At 61.0% G+C, this 15242-nt stretch carries 13 protein-coding genes; 8 read left to right on the top strand and 5 right to left on the bottom strand.

Annotated features, from left to right (window positions below):
* Nucleotides 1-48 precede the first annotated feature (48 nt).
* Entirely contained in the window at nucleotides 49-1185 is a 1137-nt protein-coding gene (rlmG, locus tag ACWHWP_RS20750; RefSeq protein WP_447856284.1) for a 23S rRNA (guanine(1835)-N(2))-methyltransferase RlmG, read from the top strand.
* 90 nt (nucleotides 1186-1275) lie between these two features.
* Here the strand turns inward: rlmG and ACWHWP_RS20745 are convergent, their stop codons facing one another.
* From ACWHWP_RS20745 to lsrR, 3 genes are all read right to left on the bottom strand, one after another.
* Nucleotides 1276-3297 carry an oxidoreductase gene (locus tag ACWHWP_RS20745; protein WP_447856283.1) on the bottom strand — a complete coding sequence of 674 codons (2022 nt, stop codon included), beginning with the start codon at nucleotides 3295-3297 and terminating at the stop codon, nucleotides 1276-1278.
* 178 nt (nucleotides 3298-3475) lie between these two features.
* Nucleotides 3476-5071, bottom strand: coding sequence for an autoinducer-2 kinase (gene lsrK, locus ACWHWP_RS20740; protein WP_447856282.1), 1596 nt, complete (start codon nucleotides 5069-5071; stop codon nucleotides 3476-3478).
* A gap of 32 nt (nucleotides 5072-5103) precedes the next feature.
* Entirely contained in the window at nucleotides 5104-6075 is a 972-nt protein-coding gene (lsrR, locus tag ACWHWP_RS20735) for a transcriptional regulator LsrR (RefSeq protein ID WP_023295481.1), read from the bottom strand.
* A 215-nt stretch (nucleotides 6076-6290) separates the two neighbouring features.
* Here lsrR and lsrA point away from each other — a divergent pair, with 215 nt between their 5' ends.
* The 6 genes from lsrA to lsrG are packed head-to-tail and all read left to right on the top strand — an operon-like array spanning nucleotide 6291 to nucleotide 11976.
* Nucleotides 6291-7778, top strand: a complete 1488-nt coding sequence (lsrA, locus tag ACWHWP_RS20730) for an autoinducer 2 ABC transporter ATP-binding protein LsrA (RefSeq protein ID WP_447856728.1) — start codon at nucleotides 6291-6293, stop codon at nucleotides 7776-7778.
* Nucleotides 7775-8806, top strand: coding sequence for an autoinducer 2 ABC transporter permease LsrC (gene lsrC, locus ACWHWP_RS20725; RefSeq protein ID WP_059310527.1), 1032 nt, complete (start codon nucleotides 7775-7777; stop codon nucleotides 8804-8806). Before lsrA ends, lsrC begins: the two co-directional genes overlap by 4 nt.
* Complete coding sequence (gene lsrD / locus ACWHWP_RS20720) at nucleotides 8807-9784, top strand: autoinducer 2 ABC transporter permease LsrD (RefSeq protein WP_059310528.1); 978 nt, start codon at nucleotides 8807-8809, stop codon at nucleotides 9782-9784. It abuts the gene before it with no gap.
* Nucleotide 9785: 1 nt separating this feature from the next.
* A complete protein-coding gene (lsrB, locus tag ACWHWP_RS20715; RefSeq protein ID WP_447856281.1) occupies nucleotides 9786-10787 on the top strand; it encodes an autoinducer 2 ABC transporter substrate-binding protein LsrB in 1002 nt (333 codons plus the stop codon).
* An 11-nt stretch (nucleotides 10788-10798) separates the two neighbouring features.
* Complete coding sequence (gene lsrF / locus ACWHWP_RS20710; RefSeq protein ID WP_264439274.1) at nucleotides 10799-11686, top strand: 3-hydroxy-5-phosphonooxypentane-2,4-dione thiolase; 888 nt, start codon at nucleotides 10799-10801, stop codon at nucleotides 11684-11686.
* A complete protein-coding gene (lsrG, locus tag ACWHWP_RS20705; protein WP_447856278.1) occupies nucleotides 11683-11976 on the top strand; it encodes a (4S)-4-hydroxy-5-phosphonooxypentane-2,3-dione isomerase in 294 nt (97 codons plus the stop codon). The genes lsrF and lsrG overlap by 4 nt, the downstream gene beginning before the upstream one ends.
* 55 nt (nucleotides 11977-12031) lie before the next feature.
* Here lsrG and ACWHWP_RS20700 read toward each other — a convergent pair whose 3' ends face one another.
* The gene (locus tag ACWHWP_RS20700; RefSeq protein ID WP_447856277.1) at nucleotides 12032-12721 is read right to left on the bottom strand and encodes a B3/B4 domain-containing protein; all 690 of its coding nucleotides are present in this window, start codon (nucleotides 12719-12721) and stop codon (nucleotides 12032-12034) included.
* Between the two features lie 42 nt (nucleotides 12722-12763).
* Here ACWHWP_RS20700 and ACWHWP_RS20695 point away from each other — a divergent pair, with 42 nt between their 5' ends.
* Complete coding sequence (locus ACWHWP_RS20695) at nucleotides 12764-13366, top strand: helix-turn-helix domain-containing protein (RefSeq protein WP_447856275.1); 603 nt, start codon at nucleotides 12764-12766, stop codon at nucleotides 13364-13366.
* Nucleotides 13367-13451: 85 nt separating this feature from the next.
* On the opposite strand, the gene ygjG is transcribed toward ACWHWP_RS20695, so the two are convergent.
* Complete coding sequence (gene ygjG, locus ACWHWP_RS20690) at nucleotides 13452-14831, bottom strand: putrescine aminotransferase (protein ID WP_447856273.1); 1380 nt, start codon at nucleotides 14829-14831, stop codon at nucleotides 13452-13454.
* Nucleotides 14832-15242: the final 411 nt, after the last annotated feature.

The following is a 15242-nucleotide window of genomic DNA, read 5'->3' as shown; positions in this document are numbered from 1 at the left end:
ACGCACCCTTTTCAGGGATACGCCAAATTTTACCATTCAGGAGGGCCGATGAGCCACTTAGACAACGGTTTCCGTTCACTCAACCTTAAACGTTTCCCGGAAACGGACGACGTTAACCCGCTTATGGCGTGGGAAGCGGCGGATGAATATCTGCTGCAGCAGTTGGATGAGACTGAAATCCGCGGCCCGGTTTTGATCCTGAATGACGCGTTTGGAGCGCTGGGCTGCGCGCTGGCTGAACACACCCCGTACAGCATCGGCGATTCTTACTTAAGCGAGCTGGCGACGCGTGAAAACCTGCGTCACAACGACATCGAAGAGTCCAGCGTCAAGTTCCTCGACAGCACCGCGGACTACCCGCAGGCGCCAGGCGTGGTATTGATTAAGGTGCCAAAAACCATGGCGCTGCTGGAGCAACAGCTGCGCGCGCTGCGTAAGGTTGTGACGCCTGAAACCCGCATTATCGCGGGCGCCAAAGCGCGTGATATTCACACCTCGACGCTTGAGCTGTTCGAGAAAGTCCTCGGCCCGACCACCACGACGCTGGCCTGGAAAAAAGCGCGCCTGATCAACTGTACGTTCAGCGCACCGGAGCTGGCCGACGCGCCGGAGACCCTGAGCTGGAAACTGGAAGGCACCGACTGGACCATCCACAACCATGCGAACGTTTTCTCCCGCACCGGGCTGGATATCGGCGCGCGTTTCTTTATGGAACATCTGCCGGAAAACCTGGAAGGGGAAATCGTCGATCTGGGCTGCGGTAACGGCGTGATTGGCCTGACGCTGCTGGCGAAGAACCCGGACGCCAGCGTAGTGTTCAGCGACGAATCGCCAATGGCGGTAGCGTCGAGCCGTCTGAACGTGGAAACCAACATGTCGGAAGCGCTGGATCGCTGCGAGTTTATGATCAACAACGCGCTGTCGGGCGTAGAGCCGTTCCGCTTCAACGCCGTGTTCTGCAACCCGCCTTTCCACCAGAAGCATGCGCTGACGGATAACGTCGCGTGGGAGATGTTCCACCACGCGCGCCGCTGCCTGAAAATCAACGGCGAGCTGTACATCGTGGCAAACCGCCACCTGGACTACTTCCACAAGCTGAAGAAGATTTTCGGCAACTGCGTCACCATTGCGACCAATAACAAGTTCGTGGTGCTGAAGGCGGTGAAGCTGGGGCGTCGTCGTTAAGATTGTTTTGCCCGGTGGCGCTGCGCTTACCGGGCCTACAATGGCCTCGAACCCGTAGGCCGGGCAAGCGAAGCGCCGCCCGGCAATGCCCTAGATCGCCAGAGCCAACTTCGTCCCCTGCGCAATTGCCCGCCGCGCGTCAAGCTCCATCGCCACGTCGCACCCGCCAATCAAATGCACCGTTTTACCGGCTTCGCGCAGCGGATCCGCCAGATCGCGCTTCGGCTCCTGCCCGGCACATAAAATGACATGATCCACACGCAGCAGCTGCGGTTCGCCGCCGATCGTGACGTGCAGCCCCTCGTCGTCGATTTTCTGATAGCTGACCGCCGGGATCATCTTCACCCCGCGCGAGAGCAGGGTGGCGCGGTGGATCCAGCCCGTGGTTTTGCCCAGCCCTTCGCCCGGCTTGCTGGCTTTACGCTGGAGCATCACGATCTGGCGCGGGCTTTTCGGCAGCTGCGGCCCTTCGGGGCGTAGCCCGCCGGACTGGTTCAGGCTGGTGTCGATCCCCCATTCCACGCAAAACTCGGCAATGTTCTGGCTGGTGGCCTCACCCGGCTGGCTTAAGTACATGGCGGTATCAAAGCCGATCCCGCCGCAGCCGATAATCGCCACCTTCTCGCCAACCGGCGCTTTGTCACGCAGCACGTCGAGATAGCTCAGGACCTTTGGATGATCGATACCCTCGATCGCAGGCAGGCGCGGGGCAATCCCGCTTGCCAGAATCACCTCGTCGAACGCCAGCAGATCGTCTGCCTTCACCCGCTGGTTAAGCCGCAGATCCACGCCCGTCAGCTCGATCATCCGACGGTAGTAGCGCAGGGTTTCATAGAACTCCTCTTTGCCGGGGATCTGTTTGGCGATATTAAACTGCCCGCCGATCTCGCCTGCGGCATCAAACAGCGTCACGCTGTGCCCGCGCGAGGCGGCGTTGACTGCAAACGCCAGGCCCGCCGGCCCTGCACCCACCACCGCCAGGCGCTTTTTGTTTTGCGCCGGAACGATCGGCATTTTGGTTTCGTGGCAGGCGCGCGGGTTGACGAGACAGGAGGTCACCTTTCCGACGAAAATCTGATCCAGACAAGCCTGGTTACAGCCGATGCAGGTGTTGATCTCATCCGCGCGCCCGCTTTGCGCTTTCGACAGCAGTTCGGCATCGGCGAGGAACGGCCGCGCCATGGACACCATATCGGCATCGCCGCGCGATATCACATCGTCCGCCACCTGCGGGTCGTTAATACGGTTGGTAGTGACCAGCGGAATAGACACTTTCCCCTTCAGCCTTCGCGTCACCCAGCTGAACGCGGCGCGCGGTACCGGCGTGGCGATGGTCGGGATGCGCGCCTCGTGCCAGCCGATGCCGGTGTTGATAAGGGTGGCCCCTGCGGCTTCAATCGCCTGCGCCAGCTGCACGGTTTCGTCGAAGGTGCCGCCGCCCTCCACCAGGTCGAGCATCGACAGGCGGAAAACAATAATAAAATCAGCGCCCGCACGTTCGCGCACCGCGCGCACGACCTCCACGGCAAAACGCATGCGGCGGGCATAGTCGCCGCCCCATTCGTCGTCGCGCTGGTTGGTGCGCGCGGCGAGGAATTCGTTAATCAAATAGCCTTCTGAGCCCATCACCTCAACGCCGTCGTAGCCCGCCTCGCGCGCCAGCGCCGCGCAGCGGGCGAAGTCGTCAATCAATGCCAGGATCTCGTCGTGGGTGAGAGCGTGAGGTTTAAAGCGGTTAATCGGCGCCTGAAGAGCCGACGGCGCGACCAGGTTCGGCTGATAGCTGTAGCGTCCGGTGTGCAGGATTTGCAGGGCGATTTTACCGCCCTCGCGGTGGACCGCGTCGGTCACAATGCGGTGGTGCGCCAGCTGTGACGCATCGTTCAGGACCGCGCCGCCCTCCATGCCCACGCCGGAAGGAGCAGGGGCCACGCCGCCAGTGACAATCAGCGCCACCCCGTGGCGGGCGCGCTCGGCGTAGAAGGCCGCCAGACGCTCGGCCCCGTCCGGATGCTCCTCCAGCCCGGTGTGCATTGAGCCCATCAACACGCGGTTTTTGAGTGTGGTGAACCCCAGATCGAGGGGGGCGAATAGCGACGGGTAGCGGCTCATAGTCTCTTCCAGTGTAAAATTATTGTTATGTGGTCGGATGAGTTACTAATTTAGCCAGCGGGGAGTAAAAGGGAAAAGGGGAATGCAGTGATTGTGATGGGATTCAAATATTGGTGTGGCCTGATGCCCTCACCCTAACCCTCTCCCTAAGGGAGAGGGGACTTAATCTCCCTCTCCCTTAGGGAGAGGGGCGGGGTGAGGGGGATGCCCGCACTAACCCCGGCGCCTGCCACATCGACGTCGTCAGCCCGCTGTCCACCAGCCCAAGCTGGTCGGCGTACACCGCCTGCCACTTCTGCATCATGCCGTCGTACAGCTCGCGGTGCTGCGGGTTGGGCGTGAACTCGCGGCTCCACTTCACCAGCCGCTCGCCCGTCGAGGCCATATCCGCAAACAGCCCCGCGCCTGTTCCGGCCGCGATCGCGCAGCCCAGCGCCGTTGCCTCCTTCACTTCCGGTACGCGCACCGGCAGCCCGGTGACGTCGCTTAAAATCTGGCTCCACAGGGCCCCTTTTGACCCGCCGCCCGCGAAGACCAGGCTCTCAAACGTCACGCCGGAGAAGCGCGAAATCTGCGCCAGGTTGCAGGCCGAAACAATCGCCGCATTCTCCTCCAGAGCGCGGAACAGCGTCGCTTTGTTGCACTTTTCCGGGTCGATGGAGAGGTTAATAAACGACGGCGCGGCGTGGTACCACTGCTTAAAATGCATCGCGTCAGAGAAGATCGGCATTACCCCGTGGGAGCCTGCCGGCACGCGGCTGGCCATCTCTTCCATCAGGGAATAGGTGTCCATGCCCATCCGCTCGGCAATCAGCTTTTCCTCGGCGCAGAAGGCGTCGCGGAACCAGCGCATGGTCAGCCCGGTAAAGAAGCTGATCGACTCAGCCTGCGCCATGCCGGGGATAACGTGCGGGTTCACGCGGATGTTCATCTCGGGATCGGTGCGCACCTGCGGCAGGTTCACTACCTGCTGCCAGAAGGTGCCGCCCAGCACCGCCGTCTGCCCGGCGCGGACCACGCCCAGCCCAAGACAGCCAAGCTGCACGTCGCCGCCGCCCATCACTACCGGGGTGCCTTCGCGCAGGCCGCTCTGCTGCGCGGCCTCTTTGGTGATAGTGCCCAGCACGGTGCCGGTCTCTTTCACCGGGGAGAGGATATCTGCCCGCAGCCCGGCCATGTCGAGCAGCGCCGGCCGCCAGTCGCGGGAGAAGAGATCGAGCATGCCGGTGGTGCCCGCGTTGGACGGGTCAACCGCCAGTTCGCCCGAGAGCTTCGCCGCCAGCCAGTCGCTGATCATGGTGATAGTGGCGGCCTTGCGGTAAATATCCGGGCGATGGTGTGCCAGCCACAGCAGGCGCGGCATGGCGCTCAGCGCCAGCGTCTGGCCGGAAACGTCATACACCTCGGATTCAAAACGGTCGTCGTGGATCTCTTTGAGCTCCGCCACCTCGCGGCTGGCGCGGGCGTCGACGTTGGCGCAGGCCCAGATGGCCTCGCCGTTGCGGTCGTACAGCACGATCCCTTCGCGCATCGAGCAGCAGGCGACGGATTGGATATCCGCCGCGCTCAGGCCTGCACGCGCCAGCGCCTGATGAATACACTGACAGGCCAGCCGCCAGTTGGTCTCCAGATCAAACTCCATCGAGCCCGGCACATTCTCAACGCTCAGGTGCTTCCACTCGGCCTGGCCGACGGCAATCTGGTTGCCCTGTAAATCGAAAATCACGGCGCGAACGCTGCCTGTCCCTGCATCTAACGCTAAAAGGTAACTCATGAGCTTGCCTCGTGTCAGGCGCAGGGCTGCTCTTATCCGGCCAGAGCCAGCACCGCGCGGGCTGTCGTCTCTTCCGTCACCAGGCCATTGATACGGCGACCTTTGAGTGCGGCATAAATCGCATCGGCTTTCTCTTCTCCTCCGGCCACGCCAACGATGGTGGGCAGCTGCGCCAGTTCATCGAGCGTGACGCCCAGCAGTTCTTTGTGGATCTCCAGCTCCTCGACGCATTCCCCTTCGGCATTAAGGAAATAGCCGAGAATGTCACCGACCGCACCTTTGCGGGCGTACATCAGCTGCTCGCCCTCGCTGATATAGCCGGAGCGCAGTATCGTTGCGTCACGGCGCTGGTTTACCGAACCAATGCCGACCACCGCCACGTCGGCAGCGGTGGCGGCGAGGATCACGTCCCGCACGCTGGTTTCGCGTTTTAAGATCCCGGCCACCTCGGCGGATGACACGCGAAGCGGGGCGGGGATCATGCTCACGCTGCAGGCCGCATCCAGCTGGCCGATACCGGTCATGTAAGGCCCCACGCCGCCGGAGAGCGTCACCAGGCGGATCTGCTGCGAGCTGATAAAGCCGCTCAGGTGCTGCAGGCTGCTCATGGTGGTTTCACCAAACCCCACCGCCAGAAGCTGGCCGGGCTCCAGCACGCCCATCAGCGACTGCGCGGCGCCTATGCCTAACCGCACGTTCATCGGCGGGGTATTCAGCGCCGGCATCACGCGCACCAGCTTCAGGCCAAAGCGCTGTTGGAGCTCGGTTTCCAGCGCCAGACAGCCCTCGTAGCGGGAGTTGATCTGCACCCGGATCACCCCGGACTGACGGCCCTTCTCCAGCAGGCGTGAAATCTTCAGGCGCGGCAGCCCGAGCCGCTCGCCGATGTCGTTCTGGGTCAGCCCGTCGTGGTAGTAACACCAGGCCACGCGCGCCACCAGCTCCTCTTCCGCCAGCGCCAGCCCGGCAAACCGTCCTTCTTCCGCAGTGCGTTTATCGCTCATAATTGAACTCTTATAAAAATTTAGATCATATGTTCGTGATGGCGCGGAGGGAAAGTGTGAGCCACGCGACAAAACGGATCTTTTAGATTGTTTGAAGCCTGTCTGGATCTTAATCGATAAAACTGTGATCCCTGCACGGTTGTAAATATAGTTCACCGTCTACGCTTTTGAACATTATTAAATCTAAAAATCATTTGTTCAATAGCGGAGCGATGATGACCTCACTTCTTGAAGCGCGAGATATCAGCAAGCAGTTCTCCGGCGTGCCGGTACTAAAAGGCATTGATTTCACGCTGCTTGCGGGCCAGGTGCACGCGCTGATGGGCGGGAACGGTGCGGGAAAATCGACGCTGATGAAGATTATCGCCGGGGTCGAAACACCGGACAGCGGTGAACTTTCCGTCGAGGGACAGTCATATGCGCGGCTCACGCCTGCGCAGGCGCACAGGTTAGGCATTTACCTGGTGCCGCAGGAGCCGCTGCTGTTCCCCAACCTGACGGTCAGGGAAAACATTCTTTTCCGCCTGCCGCGCGAACGCGATCGGGAAAAGCGGCTGGCGGAGAAACTTAAGCAGCTGCAGTGCCCGCTTAATCTCGATGCCGCGGCCAGCACCCTGGAAGTGGCGGATCAGCAGATGGTGGAAATCCTCCGCGGATTAATGCGCAACGCCAGGATCCTGATCCTTGATGAACCCACGGCGTCCCTTACGCCCGGCGAAACCGAGCGGCTGTTCCGTCAGATCCGCGCCCTGCAGGATCTCGGCGTTGGGATTGTCTTTATCTCCCACAAGCTGCCGGAAATTCGCATGCTTTCGAGCCACGTCTCGGTGATGCGCGACGGTGCGGTGGTGCTGAGCGGCGAAACGGCGCGGTTCGACGATAACGCCCTGATCGCGGCGATGACGCCGGTGAGCCGGGAGAAAGGCTTGAGCGACGCGCAAAAGCTGTGGCTGGCGCTGCCGGGCAACCGCCGCACCCAGCCGCAGGACTTTCCGGTGCTGCGCGTGGACGAACTTACCGGGGAGGGGTTTATCGATCTGAGTCTTGAGATCTACGCCGGTGAGATCGTCGGCCTGGCCGGGCTGCTGGGATCCGGGCGCACCGAGTTTGCGGAAACGCTCTACGGCCTGCGTCCGGCGCGCGGCGGGCGGATCTGGCTGGAAAACCAGGAGATCACCGCAGATCCGGTCAGTTCACGCCTGGACAAAGGGCTGGTCTACCTGCCGGAAGACAGACAGGTGTCCGGCCTGTTCCTCGACGCGCCGATCCGCTGGAACACCGTGGCGCTGAACGAGCCGTCTCTCTGGCAGCAGCGCAAGCGGGAGTCTGCGGTGGTGGAACGCTATCACCGGGCGCTCGGGATCAAGCTCAACCATGCGGATCAACCCGTGCGCACGCTCTCCGGCGGCAACCAGCAGAAGGTGCTGCTGGCGCGCTGCCTGGAGGCCAATCCGCTGCTGCTGATCGTCGACGAACCGACGCGCGGCGTGGACGTGGCGGCACGCGCCGATATCTATCAGCTGCTTAAAAGCGTGGCGGCGCAGAACGTCGCGGTGCTGATGATCTCAAGCGATCTCGATGAGTTTCCGGGCCTCGCGGACCGCGTGCTGGTGATGCATCAGGGCGTACTCAGCGGTGAACTGCCGCGCCACGCCGTCAGCCTCGACCGGATGATGGCGCTGGCGTTCGGAGGACAATCATGAAGATCTTACTGAAAAACCGCGAGCTGAGCGCCTTTCTCGCCATTCTGGCGCTGTTCGCCGTGCTGGTGGCGCTGAATCCGTCCTACCTGAGCCTGCAGACGCTGGGGATGATCTTCGCCAGCTCGCAGATCCTGATCCTGCTGGCGCTCGGCGCCGCGCTGGTGATGCTGACCCGCAATATTGACGTGTCCGTCGGCTCTACCGTCGGGCTGTCGGCGATCGCCGTCGGCGTGGCGCTGAACAGCGGCTACAGCCTGCCCGTTTCCATTCTCTTCGCGCTGTCGACTGGCGCGCTGGCGGGGGCGTTCAACGGTTTTCTGGTGGTGGGGCTGCGCATTCCGGCGATTGTCGCCACCCTCGGCACGCTGGGGCTGTACCGCGGGGCGATGCTGCTCTGGACGGGCGGGAAGTGGATTGAAGGGTTGCCGCCGGGGCTGAAATCCCTCTCAGAACCGGTTGCCATCGGCATTTCGCCGCTCGGTATGGTGGTGCTGTTTTTAGCGGCCGCGGGCGCGTGGACGCTGTCGCGCACCGCGTTCGGTCGTGATTTCTATGCCGTGGGGGATAACCTCGCCGCCGCGCGCCAGCTGGGCGTAGCCGTGAACCGCACCCGCATGCTCGCCTTTACCCTCAACGGCATGCTGGCGGCCTGCGCCGGGATCGTTTTTGCCGCGCAGATTGGCTTTGTGCCGAACCAGACCGGCAGCGGGCTGGAGATGAAGGCCATCGCCGCCTGCGTGCTCGGCGGCATTTCGCTGCTGGGCGGCACGGGCACGCTGGTTGGCGCGCTGCTCGGCGCCTTCTTCCTGACCCAAATCGACACTGTGCTGGTGCTGTTCCGGCTCCCGGCGTGGTGGAACGACTTTATCGCCGGGCTGGTGCTGCTGGGCGTGCTGGTGCTCGACGGGCGCCTGCGCCAGGCGCTGGCGCGTCATCAGCGGGCGCTGAAGTATGGCCGCTTTCAGCCGGGCAACAGAGGGGGAAAGCACGTCACCCCTTTTCCAAAACGCAAAAAAGAGGTGGCGTAAATGAGGCTTAACTGGGAAAGCGCGCTGCTGATTTTGCTGGTGCTGGAGATCCTGCTCTTTGGCGCCATCAACCCGCGCATGCTCGACGTCAACATGCTGCTGTTCAGCACCAGCGATTTTATCTGCATCGGCATTGTAGCGCTGCCGCTCACGCTGGTGATTATCAGCGGCGGGATCGATATTTCGCTGGGGTCGACCATCGGCCTGTGCGCTATCGCGCTGGGAGTGATGATGCAGGCGGGGTGGCCGATGGCGGTTGCTATCCCTCTGACGCTGCTGCTGGGACTGCTGTGCGGATTATTTAATGCCGCGCTTATTCACTACACCGGCATTAGCCCTCTGGTGATTACCCTCGGCACGCTCTACCTCTACGGCGGCGGCGCGCTGCTGCTCTCCGGCATGGCGGGGGCGACGGGCTACGAGGGCATCGGCGGCTTTCCGGACAGCTTCACGGCGTTCGCTAACCTCACGGTGCTGGGCATGCCGATCCCGCTGGTGATGTTCGCGGTGATTACCCTCTTCTTCTGGCTGATTACCCACCGCGGGCGCTTTGGCCGCCATCTTTTTTTGATTGGGCAGAATCCTCGCGCGGCGCGCTATGCGGCGCTGTCGGTGAACGGTATGCCCTACGCGCTGTACGGGCTGGTGGGCGTGGCCTCGGCGGTTGCCGCGCTGGTGATGGTCTCCTATTTCGGCTCCGCGCGTTCGGATCTGGGGCGGGATTTACTGATGCCAGCGCTCACTGCCGCCGTGCTTGGCGGGGCCAATATCTACGGCGGGTCAGGTTCGGTTGTCGGTACGGCGCTGGCGGCGCTGCTGGTGGGCTACCTGCAGCAGGGTTTACAGATGGTCGGCATCGCTAACCAGGTGTCGAGCGCGCTGTCAGGGGCGCTGCTGGTTGTGGTGGTGATGGGACGTTCGCTGAGTCTGCACCGTGAATGGGTGCGATCTCTCTTTAGAAAACTATCCGGAGCGTAAGATGAAAACAAAACTGATAGTCCTGGCAATGGCCCTCAGCTTCGCCTCGGTGCAGGCGGCGGACCGCATTGCTTTTATCCCGAAGCTGGTCGGGGTCGGCTTTTTCACCAGCGGCGGCAACGGCGCGAAAGAGGCGGGGAAAGATCTTGGCGTGGACGTCACCTACGACGGCCCAACCGAGCCGAGCGTCTCCGGTCAGGTGCAGCTCATCAATAACTTCGTCAACCAGGGCTATAACGCCATCATCGTCTCCGCCGTGTCGCCGGACGGCCTCTGCCCGGCGCTGAAGCGCGCGATGCAGCGCGGCGTCAAGGTGCTGACCTGGGATTCCGACACCAAACCGGAGTGCCGCAGCATCTACATCAACCAGGGGACGCCGGAACAGCTGGGCGGCCTGCTGGTGGAGATGGCGGGCAAGCAGGTCACCAAACCGAATGCCAAAGTGGCGTTCTTCTACTCCAGCCCGACCGTCACCGACCAGAACCAGTGGGTGAAAGAGGCGAAGGCCAAAATCGAGAAAGACCATCCGCAGTGGCAGGTCGTCACCACCCAGTTTGGCTATAACGACGCCACCAAATCCCTGCAAACCGCCGAGGGGATCTTAAAAGCGTATCCGGATCTGGATGCGATCATCGCACCGGATGCCAACGCGCTTCCAGCCGCCGCGCAGGCGGCAGAAAACCTGAAGCGGGAAGGGGTGGCGATTGTCGGCTTCAGCACGCCGAACGTGATGCGCCCGTACGTGGAGCGCGGCACGGTAAAAGCCTTCGGCCTGTGGGATGTCGTACAGCAGGGCAAAATTGCGGTCAATGTCGCCGATCGTTTGCTGAAAAAGGGCGATCTTAACGTGGGCGACAGCGTGGACGTAAAAAATATCGGGGCGCTGAAGGTCGAGCCGAACAGCGTGCAGGGCTACCAGTATGAGGCGAAGGGCAACGGCATCGTGCTGCTGCCGGAGCGCGTGGTGTTCACCAAAGAGAACATCAACAAATACGATTTCTGACGGGGGAGCAAATGGCTGATTTAGACGACATCAAAGACGGTAAAGATTTTGGTATCGGCACGCCGCAGCAGAATGTGCCTTTCACTTTGAAGGGCTGCGGCTCGCTGGACTGGGGCATGCAGTCCCGGCTGGCGCGCATCTTTAACCCGCAAAGCAACCGCACGGTGATGCTGGCCTTTGACCACGGCTATTTTCAGGGGCCAACCACCGGCCTTGAGCGCATCGATCTCTCCATCGCACCGCTGTTCGGCGAAACCGACGTGCTGATGTGTACCCGCGGCATCCTCAGGAGCCAGGTACCTGCCGCGACGAACAAACCGGTGGTGCTGCGCGCCTCCGGCGGTAACTCGATTCTGGGCGAACTCTCCAACGAGTGCGTGGCGGTGGCGATGGAGGACGCGCTGCGCCTGAACGTCTGCGCGGTGGCGGCGCAGGTCTATATCGGCAGCGAGTTTGAGCATCAGTCGATCAACAACATCATCAAGCTGGTGGACGCGGGCGCGCGCTACGGCATGCCGACGCTGGCGGTGACGGGCGTCGGGAAAGAGATGGCGCGCGACGCGCGGTATTTCTCGCTCGCCAGCCGCATCGCCGCCGAAATGGGGGCGCAATTCGTCAAAACCTATTACGTGGACGAGGGCTTTGAAAAAGTGACCGCCAGCTGCCCGGTGCCGATCGTCATCGCTGGCGGCAAAAAGCTGCCTGAGCACGAGGCCCTGGAGATGTGCTGGCGCGCAATCGACCAGGGCGCCTCCGGCGTGGACATGGGGCGCAATATCTTCCAGTCCAGCGCGCCGCTCGCCATGCTGAAGGCGGTGAAAAAAGTGGTACACGAGAACTGGAATGCCCGCGATGCGTTCCAGTTCTGGCAGGAAGAGAAACAGGGAGAAGCACAATGAACGTGACGTTAGTGGAGATCAACATCAAACCCGAGCGGGTGGACGAGTTTCTGGAGGTATTTCGCGCCAACCACGAGGGGGCAATCAAGGAGCCGGGAAACCTGCGCTTTGACGTATTGCAGGACCCGCGCGTGAAAACCCGGTTCTTTATCTACGAGGCCTATAAAGACGAAGAGGCGGTGCTGGCGCACAAGAAAACCCCGCATTATCTGGCGTGCGTGGATAAGCTTGAAGAGTTAATGTCGGAGCCGCGCAAAAAGCGCAGTTTTGTGGGGTTGTTGCCGGAGTAACAGGTGTTATAAAGGTTTTGTAGGCCGGGTAAGCGCAAGCGCCACCCGGCATTTTTCAGGCCAGATCCAGCAGCTGCACCTGAGCAGTGGCTCCCGGCATCAGCCGCTGCAGGCTATCCACCAGCTCCGCACCCGCCTCTTCCAGCGCCGCAAGCGGCATCGACGGCAGGCTTTCAAGAATAAACCACATGGTTTGCGCCCGACTGTCCAGACGCGTCCGTATCCCCTGGCGCCAGTTCCAGCGGCGGCAGGTGACGCCGAGATCGTCGCGCCAGATAACCTCGCCCGGTTCCGGATGTTCCACCACCGGCTGTCCCTCTTTGAGGGTATCAAACGGCTCGCTGCCGTCGGCCAGCGTCAGACGCGGCGCGCCTGAATAAGCCGCGAGATTTTCTCCGCCAACTGGGATCGCGTAGCGAATACTCACCGCGTTATAAATATCCACCACCGGGTCCAGCGGCGGCAGCGAGCCGTCTTTCAGCACCCGCTTACGCAGGGCGGATGCCGAGCAGGGCGTGCGTTTCGGTTTCGCCCCGAAGGCTTTAAACACCTCATCCCAGCCTGAAAGGTGTGCCGCAGCCCATGGCACATCATCATTAATCATCTGCTGGCAGGCCTGCGCCAGCGCGGCAGCCGCCACCTCCGGGTGGGTAATCGGCGCTGCTTCAACCAGAATGCTCAGCGCCCGAAAGCCGGGGGCAATCCCGGCAAGACGCGAGTCTATTGACGGCGTAACGAGAGACATAAATAATCCTGTATTGACTGTTTTATACCATGGTAGTGACCAATGACTGAAAAAGTCAATATAATGACTACGCAGGGCGCCGACGTTGCCCAGGTAAGCCTGGCCGTGGCGAACCGCATCCGCAACTGGCGGAAAGAGAAAAAACTGTCGCTGGATGAGCTGTCCCGCCGCGCCAGCGTCAGCAAAGGCATGCTGGTAGAGATCGAAAAGGGCGCAGCCAACCCCAGCATCGCCATTTTGTGCAAGCTGGCCGCCGCGCTCGGTATCTCAGTGGCGGATATCGTTAACGTCTCCAGCGAGCCGCAGGTGCACGTTATCGAAGAGGCCGCGATTCCGGTGCTGTGGCAGGGCGCACGGGGCGGTTACGCCAGGCTGCTGGCGGGCACCGCGGGCCCGGATATGATTGAGCTATGGCAGTGGGAGATGCAGCCGGGAGAGCGCTTTACCTCATCGGGGCATCCGGCGGGAACCTTTGAGCTGCTGCACGTGAACGAAGGTATGTTAACCCTGACGGTGGACGAGACGGTAACGCAGGTGGCTGCCGGGGCGTCGGCGGTGGCGAAAACGGAAGCCGCGCACGGCTATGCCAATGAAGGCGATACTGTACTTCGCTTCACCATGACGGTGGCGGAGTTTCACCGATAAAAAGCAGCCCGGTGGCGCTACGCTTACCGGGCCTACAGATGCAGTATTTGGTAGGCCGGGTAAGCGTAGCGCCACCCGGCGTTGATTACGCCTCTTCCACGCTCACGCGCAGCGCTGCCAGCGCTTTGCGCGCCGCTTTCAGCACCTGCTCACACTGCTCAATGGTCAGCGTCAGCGGTGGCTCGATGCGGATGGTTTTCGAGTTGTTCAGCGTGCCTGCCACCAGCACCCGCTGGCGGAACATCTCGCTCGCGAAGCTGTAGCCGATTTCGTTATCAACAAACTCAATGGCCATCAGCATCCCTTTGCCTCGCGCCTCCTGCACCAGATCCGGATATTCACGGCCCAGCTGGCGGAAGCCGTCCAGCAGCATGTCGCCTTTCTGCTCGGCCTGCGCAGGCAGGTTTTGCTCCAGCAGCACGTTGATGGTCGCCAGCGCCGCCGCACAGGCCAGCGGGTTGCCGCCAAAGGTGGTGGTATGCAGGAACGGATTGTCGAACAGCACCGAGAAGACCTCTTCTGTCGCAACCGTCGCACCAATCGGCATAACGCCGCCGCCCAGCGCTTTCGCCAGGCATAAAATGTCCGGCTGAACGTTCTCGTGCTCGCAGGCAAACATCTTGCCGGTGCGCCCCATCCCGGTCTGGACTTCGTCGAGGATCAGCAGCGCGCCAAACTCATCGCACAATTGACGCACGGCAGGCAGATAGCCCGGCGGGGGGAGGATCACGCCGCCTTCTCCCTGGATAGGCTCCAGGATCACCGCAGCCACGTCATCGCCGGTTTTACGGCATTCAGTCAGCACGGTGCGCATGGCGTTAATGTCGCCGAACGGCACGTGGCGGAAGCCCGGCAGCAGCGGCATAAACGGTTTGCGGAAGGTGGATTTGGCGGTAGCGGACAGTGCGCCCAGGGACTTACCGTGGAACGCGCCGCTGGTGGCGATAAAGGTGAATTTCCCGCGCGGCGACTGGTACGCTTTGGCGAGCTTAATCGCCGCTTCGACCGATTCCGTGCCGCTGTTGCTAAAGAAGCTGTATTTCAGTTTGCCGGGCGTTAAGGCCGCCAGCGTTTTCGCGAGCATGGCGCGAAGCGGGTCGAGCAGCTCCTGGCTATGGAGAGGTTGTTTCGCAAGTTGATTCTGTACGGCGGAAACCACAACTGGATTACGGTGCCCCACGTTGAAAATGCCAAAACCACCCAGGCAATCGATAAACTCCTGTCCCTGGGTGTCGACAAGCGTGTTAAGACTCCCCGCTTGCCACTCTACGGCTCCGTAATCCCCGCCGGCGGTAACAGATTTGCGATACTCCAGAAAACCAGGATTGACATGCTCTTTAAAGTAATCGATGACCTCTCGGTTAAGTTGTTTCATCTCCTCATGATCGAGCGTTCGCTTTTCAATGAGATTCAGTGCGTGCGCGGTACAGGCAAGAGCCGAGGCGCTGGAAGGTAACCTGTTCAAAATGTGCTCCCGGGGATCGCGTATCACATGATACTGAGTTAAGTATTGCAGGGATTACGCCACTTCAGATGCCTTAACGAAAATCGGGATAAACGCCAGGTTAAAATAATGTTGCGCAATATTTAATCATGCCGATACAACCGAAACGGGATTTAGCGGGACACGGCAGAGCGCATCAAGAAGGGATGAAAGGGGCGGATGCACTAAACCAGTGCACGTGCTGCGACTTTAGCGAGCGTTAACCAATCCTACTTTGTGGGTAATTTCTTACCGAAAGTATTTGAAATCAATGAATTATAAAATCGTATAAAAAGTATGGTTTAAGTCAAATCTGCGATCTTCATCAAGTTTAACAACTAAAGATAAATTGTTTACCGCCGAAATAACAATGACCCACAAAATTAACATTCA

Source organism: Enterobacter sp. WI-ESBL-E8 (genome assembly GCF_053364895.1).
This window is presented reverse-complemented; position numbering and strand designations above follow the sequence as displayed.